At 58.6% G+C, this 17064-nt stretch carries 15 protein-coding genes and 1 riboswitch; of the genes, 8 read left to right on the top strand and 7 right to left on the bottom strand.

Annotation, left to right across the window (positions count from 1 at the left end):
* Nucleotides 1-154 precede the first annotated feature (154 nt).
* Nucleotides 155-1243, top strand: a complete 1089-nt coding sequence (locus G494_RS0109850; protein ID WP_035246096.1) for an alkene reductase — start codon at nucleotides 155-157, stop codon at nucleotides 1241-1243.
* Between the two features lie 55 nt (nucleotides 1244-1298).
* Here G494_RS0109850 and ppk1 read toward each other — a convergent pair whose 3' ends face one another.
* The 5 genes from ppk1 to folD form a co-directional block, all read right to left on the bottom strand.
* A complete protein-coding gene (ppk1, locus tag G494_RS0109845; protein WP_028584409.1) occupies nucleotides 1299-3470 on the bottom strand; it encodes a polyphosphate kinase 1 in 2172 nt (723 codons plus the stop codon).
* Nucleotides 3471-3644: 174 nt separating this feature from the next.
* Nucleotides 3645-4226, bottom strand: a complete 582-nt coding sequence (locus G494_RS0109840) for a DUF4136 domain-containing protein (RefSeq protein WP_028584408.1) — start codon at nucleotides 4224-4226, stop codon at nucleotides 3645-3647.
* 333 nt (nucleotides 4227-4559) lie between these two features.
* Nucleotides 4560-5597, bottom strand: coding sequence for a phospholipase A (locus G494_RS0109835; protein ID WP_028584407.1), 1038 nt, complete (start codon nucleotides 5595-5597; stop codon nucleotides 4560-4562).
* Between the two features lie 208 nt (nucleotides 5598-5805).
* Nucleotides 5806-5991: a hypothetical protein gene (locus tag G494_RS0109825; RefSeq protein WP_028584406.1), complete on the bottom strand. Its 186-nt coding sequence runs from the start codon at nucleotides 5989-5991 to the stop codon at nucleotides 5806-5808.
* A gap of 20 nt (nucleotides 5992-6011) precedes the next feature.
* Nucleotides 6012-6905 carry a bifunctional methylenetetrahydrofolate dehydrogenase/methenyltetrahydrofolate cyclohydrolase FolD gene (gene folD, locus G494_RS0109820; RefSeq protein WP_028584405.1) on the bottom strand — a complete coding sequence of 298 codons (894 nt, stop codon included), beginning with the start codon at nucleotides 6903-6905 and terminating at the stop codon, nucleotides 6012-6014.
* A 625-nt stretch (nucleotides 6906-7530) separates the two neighbouring features.
* Here folD and G494_RS0109815 point away from each other — a divergent pair.
* The 7 genes from G494_RS0109815 to thiC all read left to right on the top strand — a co-directional run bounded on the left by G494_RS0109815 (nucleotide 7531) and on the right by thiC (nucleotide 12884).
* Nucleotides 7531-7923: a cell wall hydrolase gene (locus tag G494_RS0109815; RefSeq protein ID WP_028584404.1), complete on the top strand. Its 393-nt coding sequence runs from the start codon at nucleotides 7531-7533 to the stop codon at nucleotides 7921-7923.
* Between the two features lie 127 nt (nucleotides 7924-8050).
* Nucleotides 8051-8150, top strand: a riboswitch (TPP riboswitch).
* Nucleotides 8151-8231: 81 nt separating this feature from the next.
* Nucleotides 8232-8429: a sulfur carrier protein ThiS gene (gene thiS, locus G494_RS0109810; RefSeq protein ID WP_028584403.1), complete on the top strand. Its 198-nt coding sequence runs from the start codon at nucleotides 8232-8234 to the stop codon at nucleotides 8427-8429.
* A gap of 3 nt (nucleotides 8430-8432) precedes the next feature.
* The gene (locus G494_RS0109805; RefSeq protein ID WP_028584402.1) at nucleotides 8433-9203 is read left to right on the top strand and encodes a thiazole synthase; all 771 of its coding nucleotides are present in this window, start codon (nucleotides 8433-8435) and stop codon (nucleotides 9201-9203) included.
* A 26-nt stretch (nucleotides 9204-9229) separates the two neighbouring features.
* The gene (gene thiH / locus G494_RS0109800; RefSeq protein ID WP_028584401.1) at nucleotides 9230-10339 is read left to right on the top strand and encodes a 2-iminoacetate synthase ThiH; all 1110 of its coding nucleotides are present in this window, start codon (nucleotides 9230-9232) and stop codon (nucleotides 10337-10339) included.
* Complete coding sequence (gene thiF / locus G494_RS0109795; protein WP_028584400.1) at nucleotides 10336-10872, top strand: sulfur carrier protein ThiS adenylyltransferase ThiF; 537 nt, start codon at nucleotides 10336-10338, stop codon at nucleotides 10870-10872. The genes thiH and thiF overlap by 4 nt, the downstream gene beginning before the upstream one ends.
* Entirely contained in the window at nucleotides 10865-11509 is a 645-nt protein-coding gene (gene thiE / locus G494_RS0109790; RefSeq protein ID WP_028584399.1) for a thiamine phosphate synthase, read from the top strand. Before thiF ends, thiE begins: the two co-directional genes overlap by 8 nt.
* Nucleotides 11510-11588: 79 nt before the next feature.
* Nucleotides 11589-12884 (top strand): phosphomethylpyrimidine synthase ThiC, encoded by a 1296-nt coding sequence (gene thiC, locus G494_RS0109785; protein WP_035246093.1) that lies wholly within the window; start codon nucleotides 11589-11591, stop codon nucleotides 12882-12884.
* 131 nt (nucleotides 12885-13015) lie between these two features.
* Here thiC and G494_RS22755 read toward each other — a convergent pair whose 3' ends face one another.
* Entirely contained in the window at nucleotides 13016-15031 is a 2016-nt protein-coding gene (locus tag G494_RS22755) for a DNA topoisomerase IV subunit A (RefSeq protein ID WP_051305575.1), read from the bottom strand.
* Nucleotides 15028-16860, bottom strand: a complete 1833-nt coding sequence (locus G494_RS0109775) for a DNA topoisomerase IV subunit B (protein ID WP_028584397.1) — start codon at nucleotides 16858-16860, stop codon at nucleotides 15028-15030. The genes G494_RS22755 and G494_RS0109775 overlap by 4 nt, the downstream gene beginning before the upstream one ends.
* Nucleotides 16861-17064: the final 204 nt, after the last annotated feature.

Below are 17064 nucleotides of genomic sequence, written 5' to 3'. Positions count from 1 at the left end.
AATTGAGAACAAGGGGGCGGGATGAGAGGAGGAGCCAAAAGTTTCCTGCTTCAGGGCTTTAAAGCAGGGACAGGGCAAGAAAGTGACTTATAGTACAATCGTTGAGAGGTCCATTCCCAGGCCCATCGAGAACAGCAGACTTTGCAAGGAGAAGATGATGAGCAGCAGACTGTTTGAGCAACTGACCCTAGGAGACCTCAGCCTGAACAACAGGATCGCCATGGCGCCCATGACCAGGGGACGGGCAGGAGAGAGCCGGGTGGCCAATGAACTGATGGCCGAATACTATTATCAGCGGCGTTCCGCCGGGATGATCATCACCGAGGCCACCGTGGTTTCTGCCCAGGGCAACGGCTGGGTAGGATCGCCGGGGATCTATACCCCGGAAATGGTGGAGGGTTGGCGCAGGGTGACTCACAGACTTGAACCAAGCGGCACCCCGATTTTTCTGCAACTCTGGCACTGCGGCCGGGTCTCCCACAGTGATTTTCACGCAGGTGCGCTGCCGGTCTCGGCCTCGGCGGTGAAACTGCAGGGTGATCATATCCACACTCCCCTGGGAACCAAGGAGTATGAAACGCCCAGGCCGCTTGGGACAGACGAGATCCTGGCCACGGTTGCCGATTATCGCCTGGCTGCACTCCATGCCATGGAGGCCGGTTTCTCCGGGATTGAAGTGCACAGCGCCAACGGCTATCTCCTCAACCAGTTCCTCGATGCCAAGACCAACCTCCGGCAGGACCGCTATGGCGGCAGCCTGAAAAATCGCTACCGTTTGCTGGGAGAGGTGCTTGCCGCGGTGATGGAGGTATGGCCTGCCAACCGGGTCGGGGTGCGGCTCTCTCCCAACGGCGTGTTCAATGACATGGGCAGCAGGGATTACCGCGAGCTCTTTCTCTATGTGCTGGAGCAACTCAGGCCGCTTGGCCTGGGCTATCTCCATATCATGGATGGTCTGGCCTTTGGCTTTCATGGCCTGGGAGAGCCCGTGACTCTGGCAGAATGCAGGGCAGGCTACGATGGACTGATCATGGGAAACTGCGGCTACAGCAGGGGAGATGCCGAAGAGCGCATCGGCGCAGGCGTTGCCGAGATGGTCTCCATTGGCCGGCCCTATATCACCAATCCCGACCTGGTGGAGCGTTGGCAACATGGCTGGCCCCTGGCCCCGTACGAGGACATGTCCCTCTGGTACACCCCCGGACCGGCTGGCTACACCGATTCCCCCCCCTACCCCGGCTAAAGGGTAAAGGGGATGGCAAAGGAGTCATGGAGCCTGCAGCGGTCCTTGAAGAGCGCTACTTCTTCTTTCGCTTGGCGATCTTCTTGGCGTACTTCTCCTTCTTGAAGCGACGCTTGGCCTCGGCCAGACGCACGGCACTGCGCTCCATGCAGATCTCCTGGGAGCAGCGTCTCTCGCCCCGCCCCCTGGGGTGTCGCTGGATATAGCTGCCGTCAGGCTGCATGTCCCAGGCGCCGCGCTGATCATCGAGCTGAAGATCGATGATCTCCCGGAGCTGACTGCGCAGTTCGGCTGTCTCGATGGGGGTGATCACCTCCACCCGCCGTTCCAGGTTACGCTTCATCAGATCTGCTGAACCGATGAAGTATTTTTCATTGTTCTTATGTTGAAAGTAGTAGATCCTGGCATGTTCGAGAAAGCGCCCCACGATGGAGACCACCCGGATGTTATGGGAGAGATCAGGGAGGCCCGGTCTGAGCAGACAGCTGTCCCGGACCAGCAGGTCCACCTGGACCCCGGCCCGGGAGGCCTGATAGAGGGCGGTGATGATGTCCGAGTCGGTGAGGGCGTTGGTCTTGAACTGGATCAGGCCAGGGCATTTTTCCGAGTGGAGCTGAATCTCCTGCTGGATGTACTCCAGCAGGGTGGCCTTCAAGACCTTGGGTGAAGGCAGCAGCTTGGTGTAGTTACGCAGGGGGGCGTAGCCCATGGTGAGGTAGTTGAACAGTTCGGTGAGGTCGGTACCGATATCATGGTCACAGGTGAGAATGCCCAGATCCGAGTAGAGCCGGGCCGTGCCTGAATGATAGTTACCGGTGCCGATATGGGCGTAACGTTTGAGACCGCCATAATCCTGGCGGACCACAAAGATCACCTTGGAGTGGGTCTTGAGGCCGACGACCCCGTAGGTGACATGGACCCCGGCCTCTTCCAGGGCGCTTGCCCAGTGGATATTGGCTGACTCGTCAAATCTGGCCATCAACTCCACCACCACGGCCACCTGCTTGCCGTTATGGGCGGCATCCAGGAGATACTGGATGATGCGGGAATCCGAGGAGGTGCGGTAAAGGGTCATCTTGATGGCCAACACCTTGGGGTCGCAGCTCGCCTCCATCAGAAACCGCTCCACCGAAGAGCTGAACGACTCGTAGGGATGCTGAAGGAGGATGGTGCCCTCTTCCCGAATCTGGTGGAAGATATTGGGGAAATCACCGGCCAGCCGGAAGTGGTCCAGGGGCTGGTGGATGGGAAAATGGAGCTCCGGCAGATCCAGGCCTACGATCTGAAACAGATCACGCTTATCCATGATCCCCTTGACCGTGAAGACATCCTTGCGGGAGTCGATGCCCAGCTCTGCTGCCAGCATCCCCCGATGCTGGCGGCTCATGTTGTCGCTCACCTCCAGACGGACGATCTCGGCAAATTTACGGTCCCTGAGGGCGGATTCGATCATGGAGAGCAGGTCGATGGCCTGATCCAGGGTGTTTTCGGTGACCGCATTGCGGGTGACCCGAAAGAGCTCACTGCTGGCAATCACCATCCCGGGAAAGACGGTCTCCAAATTGTTGGCGATCACATCCTCAAAACGCACATAGAGGTGTTGTTTTGGGGCAATCCGGATGAAGCGGGGGATTCCCACGCCGGTGGGCACCTTGATCCGGTTGAGATAGATATGATCGTTGCCCCGGTGATGGGTGGAGACCAGCAGGTTGAGCGAGAGGTTGGAGATAAAGGGAAAGGGATGGGCCGGATCCATGCCCTGGGGGGTAAGCAGGGGATAGATATTTTCCAGGAAGTAGGCATCAATGCCCTTACGCTGGGTATCGTTGAGCTGGCCATACTCCAGCAACTGGATGCCCTTCTTCCTGAGCTGCTGGAGCAGCTGGTCTTCCAGGAGTTGTTGCTGGCCCAGGATGTCACGGACAACCTGGTAGGATTCATCGATCTGCTGCTGGGGGGTACGGCCGTCATCGGAGAGCTTCTTCAACTCTGCCCCGACCTGCTGCTTCAGGCCGCCGATGCGTTTCATGAAGAACTCGTCAAAGTTGGAGCTGATGATGGCCAGAAAGTTGACCCGCTCCAGCAGGGGGTTACGCTTATCCTGGCCCTCGGCCAACACCCTGCGATTAAATTCAAGCCAGGTCAGCTCACGGTTGAGGAACCACTGATGACTGCTAAGGTCAATTTCAGGGGCCTCGATCTCCAAGGTCTTTACATTCTTTGCCATATCCTGCCTGCTGCTGTTCACGCCTTCCTGTTCACTGAAAACCATACCTCTTCTCCTCTAGTCCGCCATGGGACCGGTGGACGTTCTTCCCGCCTGAGACCGTGCGCCACCTCCACAACGGGTACCAGCAAGCCGGAACGATTGCAAGCTGAAAGGCGCGGGCTGCGATCATGCCTACTCTGTTCCACCTCCCGGCGGGAAACGGCTGAGGATCTCCGCCACATAGATGTCAACCTCCCGCTGCATGGTTTTGGGATCTGGATACTCCCGGACCAGCCCCTTGCCGACACCCCGCCAGATGAGTTCTCTCCTCTCCGGGCTCAGCATATCGATGATCAGGGTAGCCTGGGTGTACGTACGCACCTCAACCCGATCAGGGTAGTAATAGCTCCCTCCTCTCCCCCTCCAGGGAGAGTACCAGGGATCCATCGGCGGCCCCCCCCCCCAGTTGGTTACCCGGGTCTTCTCCTCTACTCCGGCGTGGAGAACCAGATAGATGTCCGCCGTGCCCGGGGCGGCCCTGGTATAGCCCCTGGTCCCCAGGTAGGCTTCCACCGAGGCGATGATCCGTTTTTTAAGCAGGGGATTATCCTCCAGACCGTTATCGCTGCTCCTGGCCTCTTGCCAGGCATAGCTACGGATAGTGCTGAAGTCGACGTCCTGGTCATAATCATAACTGACCTGAACCGGGCTGCAGCCGCTGATCAGGAACAGGCTGAAGGACAGGAGCAGAAGCAGGAGATGGTTCTTCGGCATGGCAAACCTCTTTAGGCTACCTTGAATAATGGCTTTTTCTTCCAACCTCGGCGTTGCGCTCAAAATTTTAGTCTCGGAATATCGACTATATGCCTCCACTAAAATTTGATCTCGCGCCTTGACCTTGATCGAAAAATCTCATTATTCAAGATACCCTTTAAAAAAGAGAGGAACGAATCCCCCTCCATGGTCAGGGGCGGGGGCAGAGACATCACTCCCCTGGGCAGCGGCCTGCAGAGACAGCGACATGCCCGGGGAGTTTACCGATGGGGATTAGCTTTTATTATATGCCCTTAGCAGGGAAAATCAAAGGCTAGGATTTCAGGAAAGGATTTAGAGCCAATCGGTCAGGGAAAAGCCGATACCGATCCGGTTGGCATGCTGGTTGTAGTCGATCAGGCTCTCACCGTACCCGTTGAAGTACTGGAGATAGCCGCGAAGGTAGGGCCAGCCCCAGAGGGGAAAGCTCCAGCTGAGCTCAACCGCCCCGCGACGGAAACCGGACTCCAGATTGTTGCGACTCATGATGGTAAAGACATGCTCATCCCAGCGGTAGGCGGCAGCGAGCTCGTAGTGACCTAAAAAATCCGTCATATCAGGGTTGTCATCACTCTCCTGACTCTCCTGAATCCGGATCCAGGGCCTGAAACTCAGGACCATGTCGCCCCGCTCCAGGGTAAACCAGGCAAAGATCCGGTTCCAGCTCCTTGACAGGGATCCTCCCTGGCCATTGGACTGATGGTTGATCCCGATGGCATTGATCCGGTTATGGAAACCGAGAAGATTCCGGCTCCCGGGAAACTGGAGCCACACTTCAGGCTCGTGGTTGGTCTCGCGAAAGGGCGAGGAGAGGTCATCGTTAAAGACCTGCCAAAAGGAACGGTTGGTATAGGCGGCATAGAGATCCAGGGGAGAACCCAGGATATCCAGCAGCAGGGGAAACTTGATGGAGAGCTGAAACTGGGATTCCACCCGGTCCAGCTTGATGGATTTCTGGCCCAGGGCCTCTTCAAAGTGGCTGGGACTGTAGCCGGAATCGTTATAGGCCCCAACCAGGAGATAGTTGGGCCGGTGGGCCATCAGGGTAAAGGGCTTGAGCACCTGCCAGCCCTCCTCCTGCAGTCGCTGGCCCAGGACACCGGGAGGTGCACCTTTTGGGGACGCCGCCGGTTCGGCCAGGGCCAGCGGATTCAGGTCCGGTGACAGATCCTCCTGCTGCGCACGGCAGCGTGCCCGCAACTCTCCTACGGTGACGCTGTCTGCGGCACTGGCCAGTAACTGCCTAAGACACCGCTCCCGGGGGCTCGCCGAAGAGCTGAGGGGCAGGAGCAGAAGGAGCAGGAAAAGGAAAAGAGGGAAGGAACTGGCCATGGGCAAAATCTTTACTGGGGTATCCTCCAGGGGGGGCGTGAAGGGGGAAGCGCTGTTAGACGCGCGGCTCAGGTGTGAGCTCTGCCTGGAAGCAGAAAGTTCATAATCAGGCTGGAGACGCTGGGGGATAGTGGATAACGGATAGCGGGGAAAGCTCGCCATGCTCAGCCTTGGGAAAGGGCTGGAACATGGCGAAGGGCCTGGGAATTTAGGCTTGATCTTCCTCTTTGCCCTGTTCCCCGTCCGAAGCTGACTCCTCGTCAAGGAGGTAGCCGAGGCCGCAGCAGGCCGGGCACTCTTCCCGGGTAAGCAGAAATCGACTCTCCCCCTGGAAGAAGCCGATCTCACCGGAACCGCCACAGGTATCACAGATCGTTCTCTTGCTCGTCTCCATGCTTCACCTCGATCCTGGTTCTATGAGGTCTGCAGTTCTCCTGCCTGCCGGGCGGCCTGCAGGGTGTTCTTCATCAACATGGTAATGGTCATCGGACCAACCCCACCGGGTACCGGGGTGATGGCGGCAGCCTTGGCGGCCACAGCCTCAAAGTCCACATCACCCACCAGCTTGGCCTTACCCGAGGCGGTCTCGCCCACCCGGTTGACGCCCACATCGATGACCACCACCCCCTCCTTGACATCCTCTGCTCCGATCATCTGGGCCACCCCTGCGGCCACAATCAGGATATCGGCACGCCGGGTATGAAACTGGAGGTCCCTGGTCCGGGTGTGACAGAGCGTCACCGTGGCATTGCCGCTATCTCGCTTCTGGAGCATCAGGTTGGCCACGGGCTTGCCCACGATGTTGGAGCGGCCGATGATCACCACCTCGGCTCCGGAGGTCTCCACCCCGGAACGGCTGAGCAGTTCCAGGATACCGTGGGGGGTGCAGGGCAGGAAGCACTGCTCGCCCAGGACCATCTTGCCCACATTGACCGGATGAAAGCCATCCACATCCTTGGCAGGATCGATGGCAAAGAGGACCTTGCCCTCATCAATATGCCTGGGCAGGGGCAGCTGCACCAGGATACCGTGGATGGTTTCATCCTGGTTATAGCGGGCCACGATCTCCAGGAGATCGGCCTCGCTGGTCTCTGCCGGCAGGGTTAGCTGCTTGGAATGGATGCCCAGCTGGCCGGCGGTCTTGTTCTTGGCCGCCACATAGGACTGGGAGGCAGGATCCTCGCCCACCAGGATGGTAACCAGGCCGGGGGTGATCTGCTGCTCCTGCTGGAGTTTTTTTACCTCTTCGGCGATCTCTGCCCGGATGGTCTGGGCAATCTCTGATCCTCGGATAACTGTTGCGCTCATTGTCTTCTGTCTGCTCTTGGTACGGGATTGGCTGAAAGGATAGTGCGTAGCTCGGAAAAAAAAGGCGCAAACTATCACAGCTGCACAATATTTCAAGTGATCATAGCATAATTTTCTCTTTTCAACAGCTCTTCTCTGCCCCTGTTGCCAGGAGAAGTGAAGAGAGGGCTGGCTGTGACTGTCACCCCTTCCCGTACACGCCTGAACCGCCAAAGGGAGACCATTTGAGCACCGCCCAAGCGCTGCCGCTGTTGTGGGAGGTGACCTGCTCAACAGTAACCCTGGATTTTTCCCGGATAGTGGAAAGGTGCAAAACTGTCTCCATTCAGAGTCTTTGTTGCCGCTTTTGCCAGCTCATGGTATGTTGATGCCTCTTCACCAGGGAGAGCAGCAGAATCCCGGGTTCCGGCCGGACCTCCCTCAGATCTCCTCAAAACACTGGAGAAGTCGGAGCTGGGCCAGCACAGCATGGTCCCGCCGGTGGAGGAGCTTGCCTCCCCCGGAAGTGTCGCTTGACTGCGACTTACTCCCTGCGCGATCTGGAGAGCAGGCTCCTCTAAAACTGTCTAAAGGGAACTTCCCTGGCCAACCGGCCTGGAAATATCCCCGCTGGAAACGGTGTCGTATGAGTTTTTTGGAAGGATTACTGTGGCTGACCCTCAACATCTATCATGAGGCCCGGGGGGAACCTGAGATCGGCCAACTGGCCGTGGCCCATGTCACCTTGAACCGGGCCATCATCCGCCAGAAGAGCGTTGCCGAGATCGTCAGGGCCCCTTACCAGTTCAGCTGGACCCAACAGAAGCGATCCTACCTGCCCACCGAGATCAATGCCTTTCAGCAGAGCCTGAGCATGGCCCTCAAGGCCCTGACCACCCCTGACTTTACCCAGGGGTCCACCTACTACCACCACCTGCGGGTCAATCCCCACTGGGCAGCAGATATGACCTTTGTCGCCCGCTACGGTTCCCATAAGTTCTATCGCCGCGACTCCAACGCCTTTCCTGACAATTTCTAGTCAAGCCAGTCTCCTGGAGCCCATCTCCCTCTGCCTCCCCCTTGAGCACGTCCCTGCAGCGCCCCTCTTTCCTCCATCTTTTTTTCCATAAGCAGTTGACAAAGGCCACGAACCCGGATATTAAGACGCCAATCGCTAGGGGTGCATTCTTTGCTGAGAGGAACACGATCCAACCCTTAGAACCTGATCCGGGTAATACCGGCGAAGGAAAGCGGCTCACATTGAATCACCTGTGATTACACTGTTGATATTTAAGCCGCTTGCCCGTGCCGGGTAGGCGGCTTTTTTTTTGCGCAGAGGAAATAGGTATGCAGCTACAGATCAATGGACAAGCCACCCAAATCAACGCCACCACCCTGGACGAACTCATCAGCGAGCTTGAACTGCCCAGGGAATCACTGGTGGTAGAGCATAACAGTCAAATTGTCCGACAGCAGCAGTGGGCACAGACCCGTCTCAGCCAAGATGATGTTCTTGAACTGCTCAGCTTTGTCGGAGGAGGATGAACCATGTCAGACACAGCCCTCACCCTGGGTGAGAAGACCTTTACCAACCGCCTCTTCACCGGTACCGGTAAGTTTGCCGCCAACAGCCAGATCCCCCAGATGCTCGCTGCCAGCGGCTCGGAGATGATCACCGTAGCCCTCAGGCGGATCGACCTCACTTCTGAGACCGAGAATATCCTTAACTTCATCCCAAATACGGTCACCCTGTTGCCCAACACCTCTGGTGCACGTACCGCCGAACAGGCCGTCCGGGTCGCCAGGATCGCCAGGGAAGCCGGTTGCGGCAACTTTATCAAGATCGAGGTGATCACCGATTCCAAGTACCTGATGCCGGACAACTACGAGACCCTCAAGGCCACCGAGATTCTGGCCGAGGAGGGCTTTGTGGTCCTTCCCTATGTGCTGCCTGACCTGCCCCTGGCCAAACGGCTGGAATCGGCAGGAGCTGCTGCGATCATGCCCCTGGGTGCGCCCATCGGTACCAATCGGGGCCTGGAGACCAAACCGCTTTTGGCCATGCTCATCGAAAACTGCAGCGTACCGGTGATCGTTGATGCCGGTATCGGCCTGCCTTCCCAGGCAGCTGCAGCCATGGAGATGGGCGCCGATGCCGTCCTGGTCAACACCGCCATTGCCACGGCCCGCGATCCGGAGGTCATGGGTCAGGCCTTTGATCTGGCCGTCCGTGCCGGCCGCGCCGCCTATCTGGCCGAATCTGCAGAGACCAGCCTCACAGCCAGGGCCTCATCACCCCTGACCGGTTTTCTTGATTGATCCCATCCTCTGCCCAGGAGGCAGCCATGTCATTTTATGAAATAGTCCAACAGTATCAAGATTTTCCCTTTGAGGATTTTTTTGCTGGGATCAGCGCCGAGGAGGTGCATCAGGTGGTGGCCAAGGATACCCTCCAACCCCTGGATTTCCTGACCCTGCTCAGCCCGGAGGCGGCCAATCACCTGGAGCTGATTGCCGAAAAGGCCAATCGACTCACGGTCCAGTACTTCGGTCGGACCATCCAGCTCTTTGCACCGCTCTATATCTCCAACTACTGCTCCAATCAGTGCATCTACTGCGGATTTAACACCTCCAACTCCATCAAGCGCCGCAAGCTCAACCTGGAGGAGATCGACCTGGAGGCCCGGGCCATCGCCGAGACCGGAATCCAGCACCTGCTGATGCTCACCGGTGAGGCCAAGGCCGTGACCCCCATGGAGTACCTGCTGGAGGCGGTGGCCTGTTTGAAGAAGCACTTTGCCTCGGTATCCATCGAGATATTTCCCATGGATACCGACGAGTATCGCCAGATGCAGCAGGCAGGCGTCGATGGACTCACCCTCTTCCAGGAGACCTACAACGAGGAGCTCTACAAACAGGTCCATCTCCGCGGCAAGAAGCGGGACTACCGCTACCGTCTGGACGGCCCGGAGCGGGGCGCCAAGGCCGGAATGCGGATGGTCAACATCGGGGCTCTCTTAGGGCTTGGGGAAAAAAGGAGTGAGTTCTTTTTCACCGGCCTGCACGCCGACTACCTGGACCGGCGCTATATCGACACCGAGATCTCGATCTCCCTGCCCCGCTTCAATCCGGCAGACTGCGAGTTCCAGCCAGACTATCCGGTGGATGACCGGACCTTTGTCCAGTTCCTCCTGGCCCTGCGCCTGTTCCAGCCCCGTTTCGGGGTCACGGTTTCCACCCGTGAGAACGCCAGGATGCGGGATAACCTGATCCAACTGGGAGCCACCCGCTTTTCCGCCGGGGTCTGCACCAGCGTAGGCGGCTACTCCATGGAGGAGGACCGGGATCCTCCCCAGTTTGAGATCACCGACGACCGCAGTGTGGTCCAGGTGGCCGAGGCCATCAGCGCCCACGGCTACCAGACGATCTACAAGGACTGGGACCGGGGCATATGATGATCGGTATCGCCGGGGCAGGCGGGATCGGCTCCAACGTGGCCGTCAACCTGGTCCGCAGCGGGGTTACCTGCCTGAAGATCGTCGATTTTGACCGGATCGAGCCCTCCAACCTGAACCGGCAGTTCTACTTCGCCGATCAGGTGGGCGGGCTCAAGGTGGAGACCCTGGCCCGGAACCTGACCCGGATCAATCCGGAGGTGGAAATCACCACGGTGGTGGAGACCATCACCCCGGCCAACATCGAGTCCCTGTTTGCAGACTGTGATCCCATTGTCGAGGGGCTGGACAACGGTGATGACAAGAAGATGATCCTGGAACAGTTCAGCAGCGGTAAATCCCTGGTGGTCTCAGCCAGCGGTATCGCAGGCCTGGAGGTGGACACCATCACCAGCCGGCGTCTGGGCAACTGTCATATTGTCGGCGACATGGTCAGCGACTGCAGCACCAACCGGCTCTATGCCCATAAGGTACTGGCCGTGGCTGCCCGGATGACGGCAATACTCCTTCAACACGGTACACAGCATGAATAGAGCTAAACCTACCCTCCCCTCTGGTCTCTACGGGATCACCGCCGAACGACTCTCCCAGGGTCGTTCCAACCTGGAGGTTGCCCGGGCAATGATCGACGGCGGCATCAAGGTGATCCAGTATCGGGAAAAGAGACACCTGAAGAGCTACCAGTCCATCCTTGAGGAGTGTCGGCAGATCAGGGAGCTTACCAGAAATCACGGGGTTGTTTTTATCGTCAACGACTTCGTGGACATCGCCCAGTTGGTGGATGCCGACGGCGTCCATGTGGGCCAGGATGACCTGCCGGTGGAGGCGGTGCGCCGCCTGCTCGGCCCTGATAAGCTGATCGGCCTCTCCACCCACTCCCCGGCCCAGGCCGACGCTGCCGCCACGGTTGGCGCAGACTATATCGGGGTGGGCCCCATCTATGCCACCCAGACCAAGGAGGATGTCTGTGCACCCGTGGGTCTGGAGTACCTGGACTACGCGGTCAACCACTCGGATCTGCCCTTTGTGGCCATCGGCGGCATCAAGGAGGACACCATCACCGAGGTCACCGGCCGCGGCGCCGAAAGCGTCTGCCTGGTCAGCGAGATCGTCGGGGCCGAGGATATCCCGGCCATGGTCCGCACCCTGAATCAGAGTTTTAACCAGTAACAGTGAGCCCCGATTCTTCCGCCAAAAGAGAGCGGGGAACGGATTATTCCTTTCTTACGGATTATTTTTGGAGAATTTCATGAGCAACTATACCACCCAGATGGATGCCGCCCGCCAGGGCATTGTCACCAAGCAGATGAAGGACGTGCTGGCCTCTGAGGCCATCTCCGAGTCCGAGCTTTTGAGCAAGTTGGCTGCCGGCCAGGTTGTCATCCCTGCCAACCATAACCACCCCAACCTGGTGGGTTGCGGTATCGGTTCCGGCCTGCGCACCAAGATCAACGTCAACCTGGGCGTCTCCGAGGACTGCTGTAACGTAGACGCCGAGCTGGTCAAGGTCCATCGTTCGGTGGAACTCAAGGCCGACGCCATCATGGACCTGAGCACCTTTGGCGATACCCAGGCATTCCGCAAGCGGACCGTGGAGGTCTGCCCGGCCATGATCGGCACCGTGCCGGTCTACGATGCGGTTGCCCGCTACGGCAAGAATGTACCCGCAATCACCGTGGACGACTTCTTTGATGTGGTCAAGATGCATGCCGAGGACGGGGTGGATTTCCTGACCATCCACGCCGGCCTGACCCGTACCGCCGTGGAACGGCTGAAGAACAACCCCCGCCTGACCAACGTGGTCAGCCGTGGCGGTTCCCTGCTGCTTCACTGGATGGAGGAGAACGACGCCGAGAACCCCTTTTACGAGCACTATGACCGGCTGCTGGAGATCTGTCGCCAGTATGACGTTACCCTGAGCCTGGGAGACGGCCTCCGTCCGGGCAGTCTCCACGACTCCACCGATGCGGCCCAGATCCAGGAGTTGATCGTCTTGGGCGAGCTGACCAAGCGCTCCTGGGAGCAAGATGTCCAGGTGATGATCGAAGGCCCCGGCCATGTGCCCCTCAACGAGGTGGTCTCCAACATGCAGCTGGAGAAAAAGCTCTGTCACGGTGCGCCCTTCTATGTCCTGGGTCCCATTGTCACCGACGTGGCCCCAGGCTACGATCACATCACCTCCGCCATAGGCGGCGCCCTGGCCGCCACCTATGGCGCCGATTTCCTCTGCTACGTCACCCCGGCGGAACACCTCCGCCTCCCGGATGAGCAGGATATGAAGGAGGGCATCATCGCCTCCAGGATCGCAGCCCATGCCGCCGACGTGGCCAAGGGCATCCCTGGCGCCATCGACTGGGACAACGCCATGAGCCATGCCAGGAAGGAACTGGATTGGGAGAAGATGTTCGAGCTCTCCATGGATCCGGAGAAGGCCCGGGCCTATCGTAAGTCTTCCCAGCCCATTGACGAGGACGTCTGCACCATGTGCGGTGACCTCTGTGCGGTAAAGCGCAGCCGGGAGATCCTGGAAAAGACCTCCATCTAAAGACGCCTACATCCGGTCGCCCCCCCCTCCTCCGGAGAGGGAGTGGCTAAGCCGGTCGCCCCAGCCTCAGGCCGGGGCGACCGGCTTTTTTTTAGCCTGTTTTTCTGGCAGGATGGACGGGGCAGCGAGGCCTAGTCAGCAGTGTCCTCTTTCTTGGGGGCAAAACCTGGCAGCTCAGCCGGGACGGTGGCCGTTTTCCTGGGGGTACCGGTGAGGTTGCTGACCCGGCGGACAACCCGGTTGGAGACCCGCTTGCCCTTGGCCGTGGGACCCTTGAGCAGGTAGTCGTTAAACTCGATCTCCTGACTGTTGTAGCGGGCCCTGGAAGAGGGGACCAGACTGACCCGGGCCCGGATATCTGTCTCCCCGGTGACCAGGAAGAGGATAGCCGAGCGTTTATGCTCCTCAAAGAGCTGATACTCCCGGTTGAGGATGAACTTAGGCGTCTTGAAGCGCTTGATATAGGTCAGGTTCTCCAAGCCGTTACGGTAGATCAGGTTAAAGGTCTGCTCAGGCTGGACCAACCCCATCCAATAGAGCTCACTGCCGATGAACAGCTTTTCCGGGACACTCACCACCTTGTAGCTGCCGTTCTTAAAGATCAGCAGGATCCGATCATACTCGGAACAGGCCAGCTCCACGTCCTTGCGCGGGTGTTCCACCTTCAGCTTGCAGCCGAGGAAACCGCTCTCCTTCTGATAGACCAGGCTGAGGTTGGAGAGGGCCGCGGCGCGGGCATCCACCTCTCCCAGGGTGCCGAGCTTGCTCTTGCGTGGATAGAACTGGCCGAACTTGTTCAGCAACCCCTGGATATAGTTGGTGGTATATACCACCATATCCTTGAGATGGCCGCTGATGGTCTCGATTCCCTTGGTGATCTCGGCCAGCTCCTTCTGCTGCCGCTTGATATCGTAACGGGAGATCCGTCTGATCTTGATCTCCAGCAAGCGCTCGATATCAGCGGTCACCACCTTGCGCTGCAGCTCGTCGGCAAAGGGCAGCAGGCCCTGGCGGACCACACTGATCACCGCCTTGTAGCTGGTCTCCTCCTCGATCCGCTTATAGATCCGCTCCTCGATGAAGATCTGCTCCAGTTTGCGGGCATGCCACTTGGCCTGGAGGCGACCCAGCTCGACTTCAAGTTCCCTGGTAAGGTTGGCCACCAGACGATCGGTACTGCGTGCCAGCGCCTCTTCCACCTTGATCTGCCTGGGCATGGCCTCTTCGATGGCAATCAGGCTGGGGGAGACACTGACCTCGCAGTCGGTGAAGGCGTAGAGGGCGTCGATGGTCTCTTCGGCATGGATGCCGCGGGGCAGCTTGATCTCCACCTCCACCTGTTCGGCGGTGTAGTCGTTGACCGAGGCCACCTTGAGCTTACCGTTCTTGGCCGCCCGTTCGATGGAATCGATCAGGGTATGGGTGGTGATGTTGTAGGGCAGCTCGGTGATGTGAATGGTCTTGGAATCAGGCTGTTCGATCCTGGCCCGACAGCGGATCCGGCCGTTGCCGTGGTCATAGTCGCTGACATCGATGATCCCGCCCCTGGGAAAATCAGGGTAAAGGGTGAACTCCCGGCCCTGGAGGTAATCGATCTGGGCCTGGAGCAGTTCGTTGAAGTTATGGGGCATGATCTTGGTGGCCATGCCCACGGCTATACCCTCGGCACCCAGGAGCAGCAGCAGAGGGATCTTCACCGGCAGACAGACCGGTTCCGCCATCCTGCCGTCATAGGAGTCGATGAATTCGGTCAGATCCGGGTTGAACAGGGTCTCCCGGGCCAGGGGGGTAAGTCGACACTCGATATAACGGGGCGCCGAGGCCTGGTCGCCGGTAAAGATGTTACCGAAGTTGCCCTGACGCTCGATCAGGTACTCCTTGTTGGCCAGGTTGACCAGGGCAGCAAAGATGGACTGGTCACCGTGGGGGTGGAGCTTCATGGTCTCCCCCACCACATTGGCCACCTTGTGAAAGCGACCGTCATCCATGTTGTAGAGGGTCTGGAGGATCCGCCGCTGGACCGGCTTGAGGCCGTCATCCACGTCAGGGATGGCCCGTTCCCGGATCACATAGGAGGTATATTCCAGGAAGTTGGAATCAAAGAGCTGATGCAGCTTTCCCTGGCGGTGCTCTACGAGTTCACTCATACCGGCCTCAATGTCAGATGATCCATGATATACTGGCGCCGTTCCGGGGTGTTCTTGCCCATGTAGAACTTGAGCACCCGGCTGACCTCACTGAGCGAGTCGATCCTGACCTGCTTGATCCGCATATCTGCACCGATAAACTGTTTAAACTCCGGAGGGGAGATCTCGCCCAGGCCCTTGAAGCGGGTCATCTCGATGGACTTTTCCCCCCTGCCGTTGACCTTGAGCTCGTCAAAGGCAGCTTCCTTCTCTTCATCGGAGTAGCAGTAGATGGTCTTCTTCTTGTTGCGTACCCTGAAGATGGGGGTCTCCAGGATAAAGACATGGCCGAACTTGATCAGGGGTTCAAAGTAGTGGAGGAAGAAGGTGAGCAAGAGGTTACGGATATGCAGGCCGTCCACATCGGCATCCGTGGCCAGGATCACCTGGTCAAAGCGCAGGTTGGAGATGGAATCCTCGATGTCCAGGGCCCGCATCAGGGAGTACATCTCATCGTTTCTGTAGAGCAGGTCCAGCCGTTGCCCCAGGACATTCATGGGCTTGCCCTTGATGGAGAAGACCGCCTGGGTCATGGGATCCCGGGAGCTGACGATGGAGCCGGCCGCCGACTGCCCCTCGGTGATGAAGAGCATGTTCTGCCGTCCCTTCTTGGAGGGCTTCTGCCGGCTGGGGTGGTACTTGCAGTCCTTGAGCTGGGGTATCTTCAGGGCCACCTTCTTGGCCTTGGCCTTGGCCTCCCGCCGCACCGACTGGAGTTCCCGTCGAACCCGTTCGTTGCGCTGGACCTTATCCATCAGCAGTTCGGCAAACTCCTGGTTCATGTAGAGGTGGTTGGCCACCGCATCCTTGACCGTGGTGACGATGGCCGAACGGATGTCGGTGTTGCCCAGTTTGTTCTTGGTCTGGGATTCAAAAACCGGCTCCTGGACCTTGACCGCAAAGACCCCCACCATCCCGCCACGCACATCCTGACCATTGAATTTCTTGCCGCTGAACTCGTTGACCCCCTTGAGCAAGCCCTCGCGAAAGGCAGAGAGATGGGTGCCGCCCTCGCTGGTATAGGTGCCGTTGACAAAGGAGAAGTAGACCTCGCTGTAGTCATCGGTATGGGTGAAGGCAAACTCCAGGGTCGGGTCGACAAAGTGGACCGGGTTGTAGATGCCGTTACTGTTCACCTCCCGCTCCAACAGATCCTGGAGCCCGTTCTTGGAGAAGAAGGTCAGCTCCCCCCACTGGAGGGTGAGACCGGCGTTAAGATAGGCGTAACGCCAGAGCCGCTGTTCGATATAGGCCGGGTCATAGACATAGTTGGGGAACAGGTCCGGGTCCGGATAAAACTCGATCAGGGTACCGTTCTTCTCTGCGCTCTCCCCCTCCTCTTCACTCACCAGGGTGCCATGGGAGAAGGTCGCCCGTTTAAAGGCCCCGTCCCGGAAGGCACAGACCGTAAAGCTGGTGGAGAGGGCGTTGACCGCCTTGGTACCCACCCCGTTGAGCCCGACGGAAAACTGAAAGACATCGGTGTTGTACTTGGCGCCGGTGTTGATCACCGAGACACACTCCACCACCTTGCCCAGGGGGATACCCCGGCCATAGTCGCGGATCCGGCACATGCCGGTGTCTTCGACACCGACCTCGACTCGCTTACCGAATCCCATGATGAACTCATCAACGGCATTGTCGATGACTTCCTTGAGCAGGATATAGATGCCGTCGTCGGGGTGACTGCCGTCTCCCAGGCGGCCGATGTACATGCCCGGTCGTTTGCGGATATGCTCCAGCGAACTGAGGGTCTTGATCTTTGATTCGTCGTACTGATGGTTGGACATGAAGCTCGTGGGTATGGATTGAAAAAATAGTACTGTTTGCCTGATGGCTACCTGGTCGCGGGTTGAGCCACCATGCGGCCTGCGACCCTTCTCTGTGCCGCGTCGCTGCTGCCGCTACTCCATCATATGGATACGTTCACAGTCGGGACAGATCCAGGTCGGACCGTTGCTGATGCCCCACTTGTTTTCCTGAAAACATTCGGG

Origin of the sequence: Desulfogranum mediterraneum DSM 13871 (assembly GCF_000429965.1) — a bacterium.
Classification (GTDB): Bacteria; Desulfobacterota; Desulfobulbia; order Desulfobulbales; family Desulfobulbaceae; genus Desulfogranum; species Desulfogranum mediterraneum.
This window is presented reverse-complemented; position numbering and strand designations above follow the sequence as displayed.